Below are 19,139 nucleotides of genomic sequence, written 5' to 3'. Positions count from 1 at the left end.
TCATGCTGAAACAGGAGTGAAGCCAATGAGAGACATCACAAAAGAAAAACAGGCGGCGACATTTACCTCTTTTCCAAAACAGAAGATGAAAAATAGCCAAAATTCTTCACTTTGGTGGATGTATCTGCCTGCTGTTCTCGTTGTCAGTACCTTTATCATTTATCCCTTTTTTAACGGGATTCAGCTCTCTTTTACAAATTGGAACGGTTTTTCACAACAGTATGAGTGGATTGGGCTGGATCAATACAAACGACTACTGCAAGATCCAACCACATGGCTTGTTGTGAAAAATACCCTTCTTTACGGCATCGGGAGCACCCTCTTACAAAATATGATTGGACTTGGATATGCACTCTTATTAAACCAAAGTTTAAAGATGAGAGCCATCACAAGAACGGTGATCTATTTACCCGTCATGATCAGCCCGATTGCCATGGGCTATATCTGGTATTTTGTCTTTGCGTACCAAGGTGGTGCATTAAACGACGTTGTCACCTTTTTTGGATTTGATCCAATGAACGCACTTGGTAATCCGCAGCTAAACACTTGGATCATCGTGTTTGTGAATACGTATCAATTCGTCGGGATTGCCATGATCATTTATTTAGCAGGACTCCAAAGCATTCCTAAAGATTATTATGAAGCAGCACAACTCGATGGCGCTTCAGGTCTTCAGCAATTTTGGCGCATCACATTACCGCTTTTAATGCCTTCTATCACCATCAATGTTGTGCTCAATGTGATCGGTGGACTTAAATTATTTGATGTTATTGTCGCGCTCACTGGCGGAGGACCCGGAGATTCCTCGCAATCGATGTCGACCTTTATGTATGATCTGTATTTCAAACGGCAGGATGCAGGCTATGCAGCGACGCAAGGTGTCTTCATGGCTGTCATCATCCTTGTCGTTAGTGTCGTAGCGCTCATTTATTTCAAACGAAAGGAGACCGAGGTGTGATGGATAACGCCTATAAACGAAAGAAAAGATGGTACTCCTTACTCGCCCTTTCGATTACATTGCTTCACCTGATTCCATTTTATATTTTAGTCACGACATCTCTAAAGGGTATAGGAGATTTTAGCTCAAAATGGCTGTTCCCATCAACGCTCCATTTTGAAAACTTTCGGATGGCATGGACAGATGCTCAGCTTGGCCAGTCCTTTTTGAATACAGTGATCATTACGTTCAGCTCGGCTGCCCTACTCATCATCTTTGGATCACTTGCCGCCTATCCGCTCGCAAGAAGAGGAACAAAACTGAATCAAGCGGTGTATCTCTTATTCATTGCCATTATGGTGATACCGCCGCTCACCGCCCTTGTCCCGCTATACAAAATGGTTGTACAAATTGGCATGATGAATACTTATCAAATCGCTATTTTAAACAATGTCGCTGCTTTTTTGCCACTGACGATTTTTCTATATGCCGGTTTTATCCGGTCGACGATTCCAAAGGAGCTTGAAGAAGCCGCTCGTATTGATGGCGCGGGAACACTCAGAGTCTTTTTCACCGTCGTTTTTCCGCTGCTGAAGCCGATTACCGCTTCTGTTTTAATCATTGCCTGTGTGTATATTTGGAACGACTATCAATTTGCCATCTTCTTCTTGCAAGATAAAGAGATGCATACACTTACAGTCGCCTTATCCAATTTCTTTGGTCAAAATCAACACCAGCTCCAGCTCGTTGGCGCCGCTGCTCTCATTGCGATGTTGCCAATGGTCACGATGTTTTTACTTTTGCAAAAATACTTTATCGCAGGGCTGTCTCAAGGCTCTGTTAAAGGGTAATCCAACCTTGATGTAAAAAGGAGTGTCGTCTATGTCTAAAATTACATTTATCGGTGCAGGAAGTACCGTGTTTGCTAAAAATATATTAGGAGATTGTCTGTTCGTTCCCGCACTTGCCGGCTTTGAATTTGCGTTATATGATATCGACCACAACCGGCTGAAAGAATCAGAAACGATGCTGCGTCACTTAAAAGAGAACTACGGTGCACATGTGACCATTCAGTCCTATCACAACCGGAAAGAAGCCTTAAAGAATGCGAAATATGTCATCAATGCCATCCAGGTGGGAGGCTATCAGCCAAGCACTGTCATTGATTTTGAGATTCCAAAAAAATATGGATTAAGACAAACGATTGCGGATACGGTTGGCATCGGCGGCATTTTCCGTTCACTTCGAACCATTCCTGTCATGCTGGACTTCGCAAAGGATATGGAAGAGGTATGTCCACACGCTTTATTGTTAAATTACACGAATCCAATGGCCACACTGACTGGCGCTATGCTGCGTTATACTCGGGTTCAAACGGTTGGTCTTTGCCATAGCGTACAGGTGTGTACGAAAGATTTATTTCAATCACTTGAAATGGACCATGAAGGCATTGAAGAAAAAATTGCTGGCATTAACCACATGGCATGGTTATTAGAAGTGAAACGGGACGGTCAAGACTTGTATCCAGAAATCAAAAAAAGAGCAAAAGAAAAACAAAAAACGCGGCATCCGGATATGGTTCGTTTTGAACTAATGGATAAATTCGGTTACTATGTCACCGAGTCTTCAGAGCACAATGCAGAATATCACCCGTATTTTATCAAATCTCGTTATCCAGAACTGATTGGACAGTTTAACATTCCGCTCGATGAATACCCAAGACGCTGCGAGGAACAAATCAACAATTGGAATACGATGAAGCATGACCTTGTGGGAAACACACAGATCACGCATACGCGCTCTAAAGAATATGGTTCACGTATCATTGAAGCGATTGAAACGAACGTTCCCTTTAAATTTGGTGGAAATGTACTGAACACAGGTGGACTCATTCACAATCTTCCTGAAAAAGCCTGTGTCGAAGTGCCATGTGTTGCAGACCGGAGCGGTATCATGCCATGTTATATCGGAGAGATACCTGAACAATTGGCTGGACTCAACCGGACCAATATCAGCTCACAGCTCATGACGATTGAAGCTGCAATCAGCGGCAAAAAAGAACACATTTACCAAGCGGCATTATTAGACCCGCATACAAGTGCTGAATTATCAATTGATGACACCATCAAACTATGTAATGAATTAATTGAAGCACACGGGGAGATGCTCCCGGCCTATACAGAGCCGAGTCAATACGCAATTTCTTCTAAATAACAAAATAAACGGTCTAAGCCTGATGCACCTGGCATCAGGTTTTTTTAGATCAACAAACTGATCATTGACTGAAAGCATTTTTAATATTATGATTTTTCTAAAGTTAACCAACAGTTAACCAAAAACACATCATCAATTGATTAACATGATCATGCCACATGACACACAGACAAAACGACCTAAAAGGGGGACAGATCAGCGGAACCGAAAGAGCTGAAAGCGATAGATTTCACATGTTTTATCAGAACGTAAAGCAAAACTGTGGTTTCATTTGACATAGAGTGTATACAGATGAAGACCCCTCAGATGAGACAATGACGATAAATAAACACACGATTGCATCACAATCCAAACAAAGAGGAGAGAGGGAACATGACCAAAACAGATGTACAAACGTTGAAAAATTATATTGGCGGACAATGGGTGGACGCCGAAACGAATCAAACGGAAGCTGTTTATAATCCAGCTACTGGCGAAGTCATCGCAGAAGTACCGCTTTCAACAAAAACGGATGTAGAACATGCAGTCCAAGCAGCACAGGAAGCGTTCACCACTTGGTCTAAAACAGCTGTTCCCCGGCGGGCACGTATTTTATTTAAATACCAACAGTTACTCGTTGAGAAATGGGATGAGTTAGCTGAACTCGTCACGCTGGAAAACGGAAAAAGTGTAACAGAAGCAAAAGGAGAGGTGCAGCGAGGAATTGAATGTGTGGAATTTGCCGCTGGTGCACCAACCTTAATGATGGGGAAACAACTGCCTGATATTGCGACTGGTCTAGAGTCTGGCATGTACCGCTACCCAATTGGCGTCATCGGCGGCATTACCCCTTTTAACTTTCCGATGATGGTCCCATGCTGGATGTTCCCGCTTGCCATCGCTTGCGGAAATACATTTGTTTTAAAGCCTTCAGAACGGACGCCAATCCTTGCTGCACGGTTAGCAGAACTATTTGAAGAAGCAGGACTTCCAAAAGGTGTGCTCAACATTGTCAATGGCGCTCACGATGTAGTAAACGGTCTGCTTGAACATGAAAAGGTAAAAGCCATTTCGTTTGTCGGCTCTCAGCCAGTCGCAGAATACGTCTATAAAAAAGGGACAGCACATGGTAAACGTGTACAAGCACTTGCCGGTGCAAAAAATCACTCCATCGTCTTGAAAGATGCTGATTTAGAATCAGCAACAAAACAAATCATTGGCGCTGCTTTTGGATCAGCAGGTGAACGCTGCATGGCAGCAGCAGTCGTCGCAGTGGAAGAAGACGTGGCGGACGACTTGATTCAACAATTGGTCGATGAATCCAACCAGCTTGTCATCGGAAACGGAATAAATGAAGATGTCTTTCTCGGACCAGTTATTCGGAAGGAACATAAAGAACGAACTCTTCAATATATCCAATCAGGAATTGAAGAAGGCGCAAGCCTGATTCGTGACGGCAGACAAGATAATGAAACAAGTGGGGAAGGGTATTTCGTCGGACCAACGATCTTTGATCATGTCACAAATCAAATGAAAATTTGGCAGGACGAGATTTTTGCCCCAGTCTTATCCATTGTCCGTGTCTCATCACTCGCAGAAGCAATCGACCTGTCCAATCAATCAAAATTCGCAAACGGTGCCTGCCTATACACAGACAGCGCTTCAAGCATCAGAGAATTTCGCGAAAACATCGAAGCCGGCATGTTAGGCATTAACATTGGTGTTCCTGCTCCAATGGCTTTCTTCCCATTTTCCGGCTGGAAAGACTCCTTCTACGGAGACTTGCACGCCAATGGGACAGATGGAGTAGAGTTTTACACGAGAAAGAAAATGGTGACCGCTCGTTATATGTAGCCTACATTTATTGAACATTGAGGAAGAATGCAGCTCCGTCATGGAGACTGCATTTTTTTGTTGTCTTCTAGTTAAAAAGTAAGGGTTTTCATCGCACTCTTTACAGGGATTCACAGGGAGAAATCATTCTTTGTATTCATTCTTCATCACGAAACATCAACATAATTTGAAATTGGGCCTAAACCCCAATATCAGGAAGATGAAAACAGGAGGAAATGACACGATGAGGACGAGGATGAAGTGCAGCGTTTGTTTATTGATTTTCACTTTGGTACTGAGTTGTTTGCCGGTATATGAAGCGAATGCGGCAAGCACTCCTATTGCCAAGCAAGTAGGAAATGCAAACCCGCTCATTGACCATCACTTAGGAGCAGACCCGTTTGCGCTTACCTATAACGGAAGAGTGTACCTTTATATGTCGAGTGATGACTATGAATATCAAAGCAACGGAACGATTAAGGACAATTCATTTGCGAATCTGAATAGAGTATTCGTCATCTCTTCGGCGGATATGGTCAACTGGACCGATCACGGAGCGATTCCAGTAGCGGGGGCAAATGGGGCAAATGGCGGCAGAGGCATTGCCAAATGGGCAGGCGCTTCTTGGGCTCCAGCCGCTGCTGTAAAGAAGATCAATGGAAAGGATAAATTTTTCCTTTATTTCGCTAATAGCGGCGGAGGGATAGGTGTCCTTACAGCAGACAGCCCGATTGGCCCATGGACTGATCCAATTGGAAAAGCGCTCGTTACGCCAAGTACACCTGGCATGTCCGGAGTTGTATGGCTTTTTGATCCGGCCGTATTTGTAGATGATGACGGCACTGGCTATCTATATGCCGGCGGAGGCGTTCCAGGCGGTTCCAATCCAACGCAGGGACAATGGGCAAATCCTAAAACAGCAAGAGTCCTGAAGCTAGGTGCTGATATGACAAGTGTGGCCAGTAGCGCATCCACCATTGATGCTCCTTTTATGTTTGAAGATTCGGGGATGCATAAGTATAACGGAACCTATTACTATTCCTATTGCATCAATTTTGGCGGCTCTCATCCTGCTGATAAACCACCTGGTGAAATCGGCTATATGACGAGCTCAAGTCCGATGGGACCCTTCACGTATAAAGGACACTTTCTGAAAAATCCGGGTGCTTTTTTTGGTGGCGGCGGTAACAACCATCATGCGGTGTTCAATTTTAAAAATGAGTGGTATGTGGTGTATCATACGCAAACCGTTAGCTCTGCTTTATACGGGGCCGGCAAGGGTTACCGCTCTCCACATATTAATAAGCTTGTGCATAATGCAGATGGCTCCCTTCGAGAAGTAGCAGCCAATTATGAAGGAGTGAAACAGCTATCTAATCTGAATCCATATCAACGTGTTGAAGCTGAAACATTCGCTTGGAATGGACGCATTTTGACAGAAGCCTCGTCAGCACCAGGAGGACCAGTGAATAACCAGCATGTCACCAACATTCAAAACGGCGATTGGGTGGCTTTAGGGAATGTAGACTTTGGTTCAAATGGTGCTAGAACATTTAAAGCCAATGTCGCATCGACAGTAGGCGGGAAAATAGAAGTACGCCTTGGCAGCGCGAACGGCAGACTGGTCGGTACACTTGATGTTCCTTCCACCGGTGGAACACAAAACTGGCGGGAAATAGAAACATCGATTAACGGCGCATCCGGAGTGCACAACGTATTTTTTGTCTTTACCGGAACAGGCGGGGGAAATCTATTCCAATTTGATTCTTGGCAGTTTACTCAAAGGTAGCGAATAAAGGTGCTTAAATGTTTGATAGAGGAGTGGGAAATTTGATGTCATGTATAAAAAAACCAATGCTTGCTTTATTGGTGTGTTTCACCATGCTATCTGTCATGTTCATTGGACCCGGAGCAGCTGAGGTATCAGCAGCCAGTGACGCAAACATTAACCTCAACGCAGAAAGACAAGTGATTCGTGGTTTTGGCGGAATGAACCACCCAGCTTGGATTGGTGATTTGACAGCACCACAAAGGGAAACCGCCTTTGGCAATGGACAAAATCAGTTAGGGTTTTCCATTCTTAGAATATATGTAGACGAAAACAGAAACAATTGGAGCAGAGAAGTCGCGACGGCCAAACGAGCGATCGAGCATGGTGCTTTAGTCATTGCTTCCCCTTGGAATCCTCCAAGCAGTATGGTTGAAACATTCAACCGGAATGGATCACCTGCCAAACGGCTTAAATACAATCAATACGCAGCATATGCTCAGCATCTGAATGATTTTGTCACCTACATGAAAAACAACGGAGTCAATCTTTATGCCATTTCTGTTCAAAACGAGCCTGATTATGCACATGAATGGACATGGTGGACGCCTCAGGAAATCCTGCGATTCATGAGAGAAAATGCTGGCTCCATTAATGCACGTGTGATTGCACCAGAATCCTTTCAATACCTGAAGAATATCTCAGATCCTATCTTAAACGATCCGCAGGCGCTTAGAAATATGGACATTCTCGGCGCTCATCTATACGGAACCCAAATCAGCCAGCTTCCGTACCCTCTTTTCAAACAAAAAGGGGCAGGGAAAGAGCTATGGATGACAGAGGTCTACTATCCGAATAGTGATAACAATTCAGCGGACCGCTGGCCTGAGGCATTAGGGGTATCAGAGCATATTCACCATTCAATGGTGGAAGGGGACTTTCAGGCGTATGTGTGGTGGTACATTAGGAGATCATACGGTCCTATGAAGGAAGATGGAATGATTAGCAAACGTGGATACAACATGGCGCATTTCTCCAAATTTGTGCGTCCAGGGTACGTCAGAATTGATGCAACGAAAAGCCCTGAATCGAATGTTTTCGTCTCAGCCTATAAAGGAAACAATCAGGTCGTCATTGTGGCGATTAATAAAAACAATGCAGGGGTCAATCAACACTTCGTCGTGCAAAATGGCTCTGTTTCTCAGGCGTCTAGATGGGTGACGAGCGGCAGCAGCAACCTTCAGCCTGGTACAGATATCACGATTTCGGGCAATCAATTTTGGGCTCATCTTCCGGCTCAAAGTGTGACAACATTTGTGGTCAAACGCTAGAGAAACACGAAAAGCCAATTTTCTCATTCAAAAAGAAAATTGGCTTTTTTCTGTGTAAATAGTAAGTTGATTTTTCACGACGTCAACACTTTGGGTATAATAATAACAATGACTTCAGGAGAGTGATCATCATGCCAAAGGTTCAAAGCAAAGTATTGATTATAGATGACGAAAAAGAAATATTGGAATTAATCCATACCGTATTAACAAGAGAAGGCATTGACCAGGTGTTAACAGCTTCAACTGCCCGTGATGGGCTTTCGCTATTTCATCAAGAACAACCAGATCTCATCATACTGGATATTATGCTGCCAGACGGTGAAGGCTACGATATTTGCAAACAAATCAGAGATGTCTCGCATGTTCCGATTATCTTTTTATCAGCAAAGGGAGAGGAATCAGACAAAATTGTAGGACTTGCCATTGGCGGCGATGATTACATTACAAAACCGTTCAGTCCAAAAGAAGTCGCCTACCGGGTAAAAGCCCAGCTAAGACGGTCATCATACTTACAGCCTTCTCAAGAGGAGCCCGTGATCAAAAAAGGCCCATTTGAGTTAAACGAGCAGCAAGCCGAACTGACGAAAAACGGAGCGGCGATTGAGCTCACTCCGAAAGAACTTATGTTAATGACTTATTTCTTGCAGCATCCGAATCGCGTGATCAGTAAAGAAACGCTTTATCAAACGGTTTGGGGAGAGGATTTCTTCGGTTCTGATAATACGGTAATGGTCCATATACGAAGACTTCGGGAAAAAATAGAACATTCCCCATCTACACCAGAATTTCTCGTGACGGTCAAAGGGCTTGGCTATAAATTTGTTGTAAAGGATGCATAAAGATGAAATGGCGATTAACAGGCAGATACATGGTCTCTGTCATTATCGTGACCATTATCACGGTCTTTATTAACTTATTTGGATTCATGATATGGCTTGTACTACAAGCAAGCAGTCAGCAAAACGAAGAAAATACGCCGGAAACCTTCACAAGAACATTTGAACAATACATCACCTTGTCTGATCAAAATATCACTGTGAGTAAAGAAGGACAGCAAGCCTTAAAACAACAAAATGCGTGGATTCAAATATTAGACGAAAATGGACAAGACGTCTATCATGCACTAGCACCTAAAGGCTTAAAGAGCAAATACACACCTATAGAAATCGTGAACTTACATAAATATAAAGATAAGCAATTGATGTCGACTATTTATGCTGGGGGGAAAAACGGAAAGGGCAAGGAATACAGCTACTTTATCGGATTTAAGGACCCTTCCATCGGAAAATATTTATTTTCTTTTGATACGAAAGAATTAATATCGCAATTCAATATCGGGACGATGATTTTATTATCGATTGATGCCATCATTGCCTTATTCATTGGATACTTATTCAGCCGGCAGCTCATCAAACCGCTCGGCCGTGCCATTTACGGCATCCAGCGACTCGCAAACGGAGATTATACGACGAAGCTGCCAACGAAGGGAATCTATAAAGATGTATTCTATAATGTCAATCACTTATCAGAACAGCTCGCTTCAAGCCAAAAAGAAAAAGACAAATTAGAGCAAATGCGAGAAGAGTGGATCAGCCATATTTCTCATGATATTAAAACACCATTATCCTCTATTCAAGGCTATGCAGAAATCATGAAAGATCCAAATTATCCTCTTTCAAATCAAGACATTAGACATTATGCCAGCATCATAGAGAATAAATCACTTTACATCAAAGATGTGATGGAGGATCTCAATTTAACAACAAGGCTGAAAAATAACGACGTGATGCTGCATAAAGAGCTTGTGAACATTGTGCCATTGCTGCGTGAAACGTTAATTGATATCCTCAACGATTCGAGATATGCAGATCAGACCATTGAGCTGCAAACGAATGTAGACAAGCTGATGCTGAATATTGATACGATCTTCATACGAAGAGCGGTCACCAATCTCATTTTAAATGCCCTTGTTCACAATAATGCTGATGTGAAAATCATTGTACAGCTTGAACAAAAAGAACATACCCACATCACCATTCAAGACAACGGCAAAGGAATTGAAGAGGCAGAGCTAGAAAAAGTGTTTGACCGCTACTATAGAGGGACGAATACTGGAGGGACACATGCAGGCTCAGGTCTTGGAATGGCGATTGCAAAAGATATCATCCAAAAACACGGGGGAGATATTACAATACAAAGTATGATAGGAGAAGGAACAACGATTGATATCCAATTACCCGCTTAAACGGACATACAAAAAAACGGTTCTGCTCAATCACAGAACCGTTTTTTCTAACTCTTATTCTGAAAACACTTTTATGCCTTTCACAATGTTCCAAATGAAGAAGTAGATCGCCACAAGGAATGTCACAGCATAAGTTGCAATTAAGAACGGACCAGCATGACTGATATCGTTCATGCCAAGTAAACCTGAACCGGCAATACCAAGACCGAAAATCAAATAAGGAATAATATGTGTCCATAGTGATTTTTTTGCATGGTATTTCACTTCGTCTTTTCCTAAGAAATAAACGATAATCGGAAATAGAAACGGTGCAAAAAAGATACTGAAGTAACATAATGAAGACAAAATTTTATTTTCTCTCAAAGCTTTTCACCTCTATGATTGATTTAGAAGAGGGGACCATTTGACTCATCCCTCAATTCCTTACAAACCCATTGTACAACCTCAACCTTAACTTGTATTAATCCGAACCTTACAGCAACCTTAAATATGTTAAACTGTAAAATGACAAGGAAAGATAAAATGATTCTGGGTATTTCAATCTATTTTTTCAGAAAAAATAGTTGACTTTGGTCATCCCTCTATTTAAAATAAAGTCGTAACCGATGCAGGAGTGTTACTGATATGATCAGGCACCACCAAGTCAGGTAAACAGTTTGTACATTTGTACGTTGTTTGCTGAGATTTTGGTGTTTTTTTATGCTTTTTTTAGCATTTTAGGTAAGGTGGGATGAGGATGTTCACCGTCGTTAAAGTTTTAAATAATAATATCGTATTAGCTCTAACAGAGGCTCAAAATGAAGTCGTTGTGTTTGGAACAGGAATAGGTTTTAAAAAGAAGAAAGGTGATACACTAGATGAGAGCGCTGTCAGTAAGACATTTTATTCTGATCAGACGTCTCCATTAGAATCTCAACTTGCCGCTATCCCAACTGATATCCTTTTATTAACTGAAAAAATCATTCGCGTAGGCGAAGAGATGTTGAATAAGAAGTTAGGTTCCAGCGTGCTCTTTTCGCTATCCGATCATCTCACCTTCGCTATTCAAAGGCACGAAGAAAAAATGGCGTATGAAAACCCCATTGTGTGGGAAATTCCACATCTCTATTTTCAAGAATATCAAGTCGGGAAAAAAGCACTGACAATTATTCAAAAGATGATGGGCATTTCTTTTGAAGATACTGAAGCTTCACTCATTGCCCTGCATTTTGTAAACGCTCAAATAGATGGTCAGTCTATGGGAGACACCATTAAGATGACTCACCTCACGAAAGAAATCGTCAAAATCATTCAAAATATTTTCGAGATGATATTGGATAAATCATCCATTAATTATTCGAGGTTTATTACCCACTTGAGATATTTTATTGTCAGGCAGGAAACCAATCAACCACCGCAGCAGATGGATGACTCGTTAAAAGAATTAATACAGGATCGTTATATGAAGAGTTATGCCTGCGGATTGATCATCAAAGAAATGTTAAAACGAGAATTCAATTGGAATGTGACAGAAGACGAACTTGTTTTTTTAGTCATCCATATTGAGAGAATCACAAAGGAACACCAAAAAAATAAATGATTTCTTTTAGGCGTGTTATGAAAAAGCATTAACCTAAACAAATCTCCATGAGAAAGAATGATCTTTTCTATGGTGGATTTTGTTTAGGTTTTTTTTGTGAAAATGAAGGGGTGAAAGCATGGAAAACAAAGAATTGGCTGGAAAAATTGTGAAATTAATCGGTGGAACCGAAAATATATCTCAAAGTTGGCATTGTATCACACGGCTAAGATTTAATCTCAACGATGAAAGTCAGGTAAAAGTAGATGAGCTGAAAACATTAGATGGTGTTTTAGGTGCTCAATTCCAAAGTGGACAGTTCCAAGTCATTATTGGAGCAAAGGTAGCAGAGGTTTATGAGGAAATCGATCATCTGGCCGGTCATAGTAGCAATGATTCTGCTCCTGTTAAAAACACGTCAAAGATGAACCCAATTGAAGTCGTATTCGATGTGATCAGCGGGATTTTCACACCTATTTTGCCAGCGATTGTTGGTAGTGGATTGATCAAAGGGATCATGGCACTGTTCGTTAGCTTAGGCTGGCTGACGGAGACAAGTTCTACCTATCAAGTACTTCAAATTTTTTCAAATGCTGTCTTTTACTTTTTACCTTTCCTCATTGCTTATTCGGCAGCGAAGAAATTTAAAACGCGAGAATCTCTTGCGCTCGCATTAGCAGGGATTTTACTATATCCAACGATGATCGAAGGTGCAGCAAAAGGAGCAGACCCGTTAAGTTTTTTAGGGTTAAGTATTCCACTAAATAATTACACATCTTCTGTATTACCAATTATTTTAGGTGTGCTATTACTAAGTTTTGTCGATAAGTGGATAACAAAAGCGATCCCAAAATCCTTAAGTATCGTATTTACACCGGTACTGAGCCTGATGATCACGGCTCCTCTTACACTGGCTTTTATCGCTCCTATTGGGAACGTTTCTGGGCAATATTTAGAAATCTTTTTCACGTCTTTGTTCAATTTCGCTGGTCCGATTGCCGGTTTATTAATGGGAGGTTTGATGCCACTCATTGTGTTAACTGGAATGCATTACGCATTCTTCCCAAGCACGTTAGCCAGCTTTGAAAAAGTGGGTTACGATATCATGCTGCTTCCGATGAATTTCATTGCGAATATGTCACAAGCAGGCGCTGTGTTAGGTGTCATCATCCGCACCAAGCGGGTAGAAACAAGGTCTTTAGCGCTTTCAACATTGCTTCCTAGTTTCTTCGGGATCACAGAACCAGCCATTTATGGAGTCACACTTAGACTAAAAAAACCTTTTTATGCTTCATTAATTGGCGGCGCAGTCGGTGGATGTTTTTACGGTTTATTTTCAGTTAAAACGACAGCCTTTTCGATCCCAGGCATTACTTCACTGCCAACTTACATTATGAAAGGGACAAATAATTTTCAGCTGGCTCTGATTGGAATCGCCCTTAGCTTCATCGTGTCACTTCTCATCACCATTCTCCTTGGATTTCAGGAGTCTGTCACGGCCGCTACCGAGCAAGCAGCAGAAAAGCCAAATCACACTGAGAGTACAGAGAATCAACAAATGTCTAAGCAAACAAGTCCTTATGAAGTTCAAGCACCTATGAGTGGAAAGGTCATTCCTTTATCTGAAGTGAATGATTCCGTGTTCTCAAGTGAAATGATGGGGAAGGGAGTCGCAATTTTGCCTGATAAGGGGGTGGTACAAGCACCGTTCTCAGGAAAAGTAGTGACTGTTACACCTACTAAACATGCCATCGGACTCGTTTCAGATGATGGGATTGAATTATTGATCCACGTGGGGATTGATACCGTCAGCCTAAATGGCCAATTCTTTGATGTACTGGTAAAAGAGGGCGATGAGATGAAGACCGGTGATCATTTATTATCGTTTGATATAGAAGGAATTCAATCAAACCATTTAGATGTAGTGACACCTATTGTCGTCACAAATTCAACGCAATACCTTGATGTGATTCATACAGGTGACGCTCATGTCACCGCAGGTCAAAATAAGCTCTTAATGCTTATTCACTAATATAAAGAGAAGGGATGATTGAAATGAAAGAATTAAAAAAAGGATTTTCAGATAATTTTCTATGGGGTGGCGCAACTGCTGCCAATCAAATAGAGGGCGCATACTTAGAAGGTGGCAAGGGCCTGTCGACATCAGACTTTGCTGCATATAAAGATCCTTATGAAAAAGGAAAAGTGAACAACTTTACTTTCGATGTGAGTTCAGCTGAATTAACAAGATACAAGGAACAACCCGATGAATTTGATTTCCCGAAAAGACGCGGAATCGATTTTTACCATCGATATGAAGAGGATATTGCACTATTTGCAGAGATGGGCTTTAAAGTGTTTCGCTTGTCTATTTCATGGGCAAGAATCTTTCCAACTGGTTTAGAAGACAAGCCGAACGAAGAAGGATTGGCTTTTTACGATAACGTATTTGATGAGTGTGCGAAATATGGAATTGAACCGCTAGTCACAATGTCTCACTATGAAATGCCGATTACTTTAACAGAGAAATATAATGGCTGGATGAGTAGAGAGCTTGTCCCGTTGTTTGAAAAATATGCCCGCGCCATTTTAGAAAGATATAAAAATAAAGTGAAGTATTGGATTACATTCAATGAAATGAATATGAACCTCAACAGCCTTTACACCGGTGCTGGAATTTTAGAGGACCTAGTAGACCATAAATTACAGGCTGCGTATCAAGCATCACATCACCAATTTATCGCCAGCGCTCTCACAGTGAAGGCTGCAAAAGAAATCATTCCACATGCACAAATTGGCTGTATGATTAACCAAATTGAAGCCTATGCAAAAACAACGAAACCAGAGGACCAGCTGCAAGCGGTAAAATCGAACCAATTGAATATGTTCTATCCGGATGTTCAAGCTAGAGGTGAATATCCAACATACATGGTGAAATATTTTGCTGACAACGACATCAAACTTGATATCGAAGAGCAGGATGAGCAAATTTTGAAAGAGGGCATCGTTGATTTTGTGGCGATCAGCTACTATATGTCCCACGTAGCAGAAGCCCGAGAAGATGCAGCCGAGCTAGCGGGTACATTTGATAGTCCAATTAAAAATGAGCATTTGGAGTTATCACAATGGGATTGGCCAATTGATCCAATGGGTCTGCGCATTTCATTAATTAAACTGTATGACAGATACCAAAAACCTTTATTTGTTTGTGAAAACGGACTTGGCGCAAGAGATACATTGACACCAGACGGAGAAATTCACGACGATTATCGAATTGATTATTTAAAACAACATATTGAACAGATGAAAGAAGCAGTCAAAGAAGGTGTCGACTTAATGGGGTATACACCATGGGGTTGTATTGACTTAATTAGCTGCGGAACATCTCAAATGAGTAAACGCTATGGTTTGATCTATGTAGATCAAGACGACAGAGGGAATGGGACATTAAATCGTTACAAAAAAGATTCCTTCTACTGGTACAAAAAAGTGATTGCAACAAATGGGGAAGATTTATCATAATCCAGATGGAATGATGATGACACCATTGCATCCGCCTTAATTGGCCAGGTGCGATGGTGTTTTATTTGTTTACCTTACCGAAAAGTAACCCACATCATGTCATAGCAAGCACTCGGGATCTCTTCGCTCCACTAATCTGATAACAAAAGTTGGCCGAAAAATGTTTCACCTTGACCTTGAAGTATAGTTCAACCTTTATAATGTACATATAGTAAAACAAAATAATAAAAAAGGAGTAACGATGGAGTTGATGACTAGAGGAGAACTTGCCAAAAAAACAGGAGTGAGTCCTGCCGCAATTCGTTACTATGAAGAGCACAACATATTACCTGCTCCAAGACGACGTTCAAACGGTTACAGACTCTATACAGACGACTATGTTGTGAAAATTCAATTGATCAAAGATGCGAAAACGCTCGGTTATTCATTAAAGGAAATAGCTGAAATTATGGACATGCTCAGTCAAGACATAGACCTTGATACCCTAAGACAAATTGTCCATCTTAAACATGAAGAAATTGAAAAGAAAATTAAAAGCCTTCGTCTCATTCAAGACCTTTTATCTAACTTATTAAAAACCCCTGAAAAAAAAGTACAAGTCTACCTGGAATCATTTCGTGTTCCAAAGCAGGATGATCAATAAACCTATTAGGTGAAGGAGAGAAAAAAATGAGTGTACACATTTTTAATGGAGAACGTTCTGAAGAAAGTATTCAATTTGAAGCATTATTCGCTTCGCAAAGTAATAAAGAGAGCTTTTCTAGTATCGAACAGACAAAAAAATTTCTTGAGCAAAAAGGAATTGAAAATACGCAGCCTTATGCCATTGGGGATGATGTGAAGTTAATCAGTGAGGTACAAGAGCAGACATTCGAAGGCATGCAAGTTTTCACATTGAATGAACAAGCATCAAAAAATCAAAAAGTCATTCTCTATCTACATGGTGGCGCGTGGACAAATCAGCCTTTGAATGTCCATTGGTGGTTCATGGATAAAATGGCGCAATCACTAGGTGCGAAAGTAGTCGCTCCTATTTATCCAAAAGTGCCTCATTATAGCAACCAAGATACGTATCCGAAAATTCTTAACCTATATAAAGACCTTCTGAAAACTGCTGAAAGTGCCAATCAACTGACGATCATGGGAGATTCAGCTGGTGGAAACATCTCACTTGGTCTGGCGCACCTTTTGAAGAAGGAGGATCTGCCGCAGCCGAAGGATATTATTTTATTATCTGCATGTGTTGACATGAGCTTAAGCAATCCTCTCATGTTTGAATATGCAAAGAAGGACCCGATTCTAGGTCATGAAGGAATGGAAGTCATTGCAAAAATGTGGGCAGCTGATCAAAGTCTCATAGACCCATTGATCAGTCCCATTTACGGTGACTTTAAAGGGCTCGGGAAGATCACTCATTTTATCGGAACACATGATATGTTATATCCAGATGCCATAAAGCTCGATGAAAACCTATCAGAACAAGGAATAGACATCAAAACCTTTGTTTATCCTGAAATGCTGCATGTGTTTGTTGTCATGCCAATTCCAGAAGCGGCAGATGCTCTGAAGAAAATCATTCAAGTGATCAATCGTTAGGGATTCAGTTCACACCTAGAAAGGGTACATGTTCTGATGTAAATAGGCGAAAAGGCTGCTTACTTGAAAGCAGCCTTTTTCAATTGAATATGAAATACATTCAGAATGGCAATTCACTACAGATCAAACGGTCTTTTGGCTGGTTAGTAAAGGAGAGTGAAGCTATAAAGGATAAGAAGATGATGATATGTACAATCATAGGCTGTTTTTTCCCTATTCAGTTCATCACCTCATGTTTGGTATAATACATACGAGCAGTAAGGTGAAAGGGGGAACGCGATGAAAACGTTTGATCTATCACAAGAAGATATAGAATTAATAGACGAAGCAAAAAAGAAGATTATCAGTCTTTATGAAGATGACAAGCATCATGTAGGGGCAGCGATCCGCATGAAAACAGGAGAAATCATATCAGCTGTCCATATAGAAGCCTATATCGGACGGGTAACGATTTGCGCAGAAGCCATTGCGATTGGTAGCGCTTTATCGAGTGGATATAAGGATTTTGATACCATTGTTGCAGTGAGACACCCTTATTCAGATGAAGAAGATAGAAGAATTAGGGTAGTAAGCCCTTGCGGCATCTGCCGAGAGCTCATTTCAGACTTTGGACCAACATGTTTTGTCATCCTTGATATGGATGGGGAGCTGGTCAAGGTGAAAATCGAAGAACTCATTCCGCTCAAATATACTCGAAGCTGATGTACTACATAAAGATAAAATAGGAAAAAGGATGTAGCAAACGTTACATGTGATCCTTGCTACATCCAAGATGACTGAAAAATCGTTCAACAAAAGCAGCCCCATATATTTTCTCCATATATTTCGTGTTAAAAATATACTGTTCCGTTTGTTCAAGCTTGCGCAGACTGCGTACTAGTATTTTACGGTCATCGTCAGAAAGAGTAGGATCATCATCATCTATCTTCTTCAAGGCCTTTTTCACACGTGCAGATACCTTTTCAACATATAGATGGTTTTTGGATGCTGGAGGAATACATGCCGACAGGTCACAGCCTATAAAACGAACACCATCAAGGATGCAGTTTTCAAAATTGGCGATCAGCTTTTGTTTACCATTTCCCTCAAACGTTATATCTATTAGCTTACCAGCAAAGGTACAATTGACGATGTTCCCTGCCTGTAAAACGCGGTCACTGAATCGACATTAGAGAAAGTACAATCGATAAACGCAGCATTCTCCAATGTCATTCCTCTCATATCACAGGAAGAAAATACGCAATTGGTGAAGACGGCTTCGTTTTTGCCAATGCCCACAGAGCGCAAGTCGGAACGAAAAAAAGTACAATGATCAATCGTACTACCGGCAAAAAATCTTGCATTCGTGAGATCACACGTATCAAATAAAAGATGCTCCAGGTGACAGCTCCAAAAAATAGGAGAACGAACATTTGAGTTGATGATCGTCGTTCTGCTGATTGTTTCGTTTTCATATCTGGCAACATCAGAAAATGTTTCGTTGTCTATTGATATACCAGACTCAAGTCTTCTCATCGCTATCACCCTATCATTTCTTCAGAATTTTTCACAATCATGATGTCCATTCAGCAAGCTCATTTCATTTTTCTGAGCGCTTGTTCAAAGATTTTCGCATTGATGTCTATTATGCCAAAGCTAGTGATTCGTTTAGAGTGCATATCGTGATATGTTTCAGCAGTTTCTTTGTTTTTCCCTATCGGGGTCAGCTTGGATACATTCTTTGACTGAACACTAAGGTAAATCACAAAAACCTAAACACATCTCCATTGTTATAAAGATGGATGTTGTTTAGGTTTTTTAGCGATTGAATTGCTTTCGAAGCACTAGGCATGAGACAGCAAATACTGCGAAAGCGCCCAATGATCCAGCAGCAAACAACAGCTCAAATTGTTCTGGTTTCGGTTTGAATAACAAATGGACTGAAAGAATGAGTGCGGCACCACTAAAGCTCAATCCTAATATCAACATGGCCAATAATTTATTCATAGAAACACCTCTTACACTTAGAATGAGAACAATGGAGATCTACTGATCCAAGTATCGTTGTGATGATTTGACAACCTTTAACCGTCCTAAATGGAGTGTATCATATGATGGTGAGCGATTGGTTTCTTTTCATTAAAACACAATCGTAAAACAAACGATTTTTAAACGAA

General features: G+C 41.1%; 17 protein-coding genes. 14 read left to right on the top strand and 3 right to left on the bottom strand.

Annotated features, from left to right (window positions below; translation table 11 throughout):
• Positions 1-25 precede the first annotated feature (25 nt).
• The 8 genes from NST57_RS09810 (at position 26) to NST57_RS09775 (ending at position 10,307) form a co-directional block, all read left to right on the top strand.
• Positions 26-958, top strand: coding sequence for a carbohydrate ABC transporter permease (locus tag NST57_RS09810; RefSeq protein ID WP_341298470.1), 933 nt, complete (start codon positions 26-28; stop codon positions 956-958).
• On the top strand, positions 958-1,788 hold the full coding sequence (locus NST57_RS09805; RefSeq protein ID WP_142155203.1) for an ABC transporter permease subunit: 831 nt from the start codon (positions 958-960) through the stop codon (positions 1,786-1,788). Before NST57_RS09810 ends, NST57_RS09805 begins: the two co-directional genes overlap by 1 nt.
• 31 nt (positions 1,789-1,819) lie before the next feature.
• Positions 1,820-3,151: an alpha-glucosidase/alpha-galactosidase gene (locus NST57_RS09800; RefSeq protein WP_076821603.1), complete on the top strand. Its 1,332-nt coding sequence runs from the start codon at positions 1,820-1,822 to the stop codon at positions 3,149-3,151.
• 372 nt (positions 3,152-3,523) lie between these two features.
• Positions 3,524-4,984 (top strand): CoA-acylating methylmalonate-semialdehyde dehydrogenase, encoded by a 1,461-nt coding sequence (locus NST57_RS09795; protein WP_341298469.1) that lies wholly within the window; start codon positions 3,524-3,526, stop codon positions 4,982-4,984.
• A gap of 223 nt (positions 4,985-5,207) precedes the next feature.
• The gene (locus NST57_RS09790; RefSeq protein WP_019744146.1) at positions 5,208-6,752 is read left to right on the top strand and encodes a glycoside hydrolase family 43 protein; all 1,545 of its coding nucleotides are present in this window, start codon (positions 5,208-5,210) and stop codon (positions 6,750-6,752) included.
• Positions 6,753-6,793: 41 nt separating this feature from the next.
• Entirely contained in the window at positions 6,794-8,062 is a 1,269-nt protein-coding gene (locus NST57_RS09785; RefSeq protein ID WP_341298468.1) for a glucuronoxylanase, read from the top strand.
• Between the two features lie 131 nt (positions 8,063-8,193).
• Entirely contained in the window at positions 8,194-8,901 is a 708-nt protein-coding gene (locus NST57_RS09780; RefSeq protein WP_142155200.1) for a response regulator, read from the top strand.
• A 2-nt stretch (positions 8,902-8,903) separates the two neighbouring features.
• Complete coding sequence (locus NST57_RS09775) at positions 8,904-10,307, top strand: sensor histidine kinase (RefSeq protein ID WP_341298467.1); 1,404 nt, start codon at positions 8,904-8,906, stop codon at positions 10,305-10,307.
• 54 nt (positions 10,308-10,361) lie between these two features.
• Here the strand turns inward: NST57_RS09775 and NST57_RS09770 are convergent, their stop codons facing one another.
• Complete coding sequence (locus NST57_RS09770) at positions 10,362-10,670, bottom strand: DUF4870 domain-containing protein (protein ID WP_007499277.1); 309 nt, start codon at positions 10,668-10,670, stop codon at positions 10,362-10,364.
• A 373-nt stretch (positions 10,671-11,043) separates the two neighbouring features.
• Here NST57_RS09770 and NST57_RS09765 point away from each other — a divergent pair, with 373 nt between their 5' ends.
• The 6 genes from NST57_RS09765 (at position 11,044) to NST57_RS09740 (ending at position 17,685) form a co-directional block, all read left to right on the top strand.
• Positions 11,044-11,886 (top strand): PRD domain-containing protein, encoded by an 843-nt coding sequence (locus tag NST57_RS09765; RefSeq protein ID WP_144680422.1) that lies wholly within the window; start codon positions 11,044-11,046, stop codon positions 11,884-11,886.
• A gap of 118 nt (positions 11,887-12,004) precedes the next feature.
• Entirely contained in the window at positions 12,005-13,897 is a 1,893-nt protein-coding gene (locus NST57_RS09760; RefSeq protein WP_341298466.1) for a beta-glucoside-specific PTS transporter subunit IIABC, read from the top strand.
• Positions 13,898-13,911: 14 nt separating this feature from the next.
• Entirely contained in the window at positions 13,912-15,387 is a 1,476-nt protein-coding gene (locus NST57_RS09755; protein WP_341298465.1) for a glycoside hydrolase family 1 protein, read from the top strand.
• Positions 15,388-15,628: 241 nt separating this feature from the next.
• Positions 15,629-16,030: a MerR family transcriptional regulator gene (locus tag NST57_RS09750; RefSeq protein ID WP_081114679.1), complete on the top strand. Its 402-nt coding sequence runs from the start codon at positions 15,629-15,631 to the stop codon at positions 16,028-16,030.
• 26 nt (positions 16,031-16,056) lie between these two features.
• Positions 16,057-16,983 (top strand): alpha/beta hydrolase, encoded by a 927-nt coding sequence (locus NST57_RS09745; RefSeq protein ID WP_341298464.1) that lies wholly within the window; start codon positions 16,057-16,059, stop codon positions 16,981-16,983.
• A gap of 279 nt (positions 16,984-17,262) precedes the next feature.
• Entirely contained in the window at positions 17,263-17,685 is a 423-nt protein-coding gene (locus NST57_RS09740; RefSeq protein ID WP_142155197.1) for a cytidine deaminase, read from the top strand.
• A 399-nt stretch (positions 17,686-18,084) separates the two neighbouring features.
• Here NST57_RS09740 and NST57_RS09735 read toward each other — a convergent pair whose 3' ends face one another.
• Both NST57_RS09735 and NST57_RS09730 read right to left on the bottom strand, forming a co-directional pair.
• Positions 18,085-18,498, bottom strand: coding sequence for a pentapeptide repeat-containing protein (locus NST57_RS09735; RefSeq protein WP_341298463.1), 414 nt, complete (start codon positions 18,496-18,498; stop codon positions 18,085-18,087).
• Between the two features lie 282 nt (positions 18,499-18,780).
• Complete coding sequence (locus NST57_RS09730) at positions 18,781-18,969, bottom strand: hypothetical protein (RefSeq protein WP_142155196.1); 189 nt, start codon at positions 18,967-18,969, stop codon at positions 18,781-18,783.
• Positions 18,970-19,139 lie beyond the last annotated feature (170 nt).

It is taken from the genome of Bacillus sp. FSL M8-0077 (assembly GCF_038050255.1).
GTDB lineage: Bacteria > Bacillota > Bacilli > Bacillales > Bacillaceae > Bacillus > Bacillus altitudinis.
Note: the sequence above shows the minus strand (reverse complement) of the source record. Positions and strands in the feature narration are given on the sequence as shown.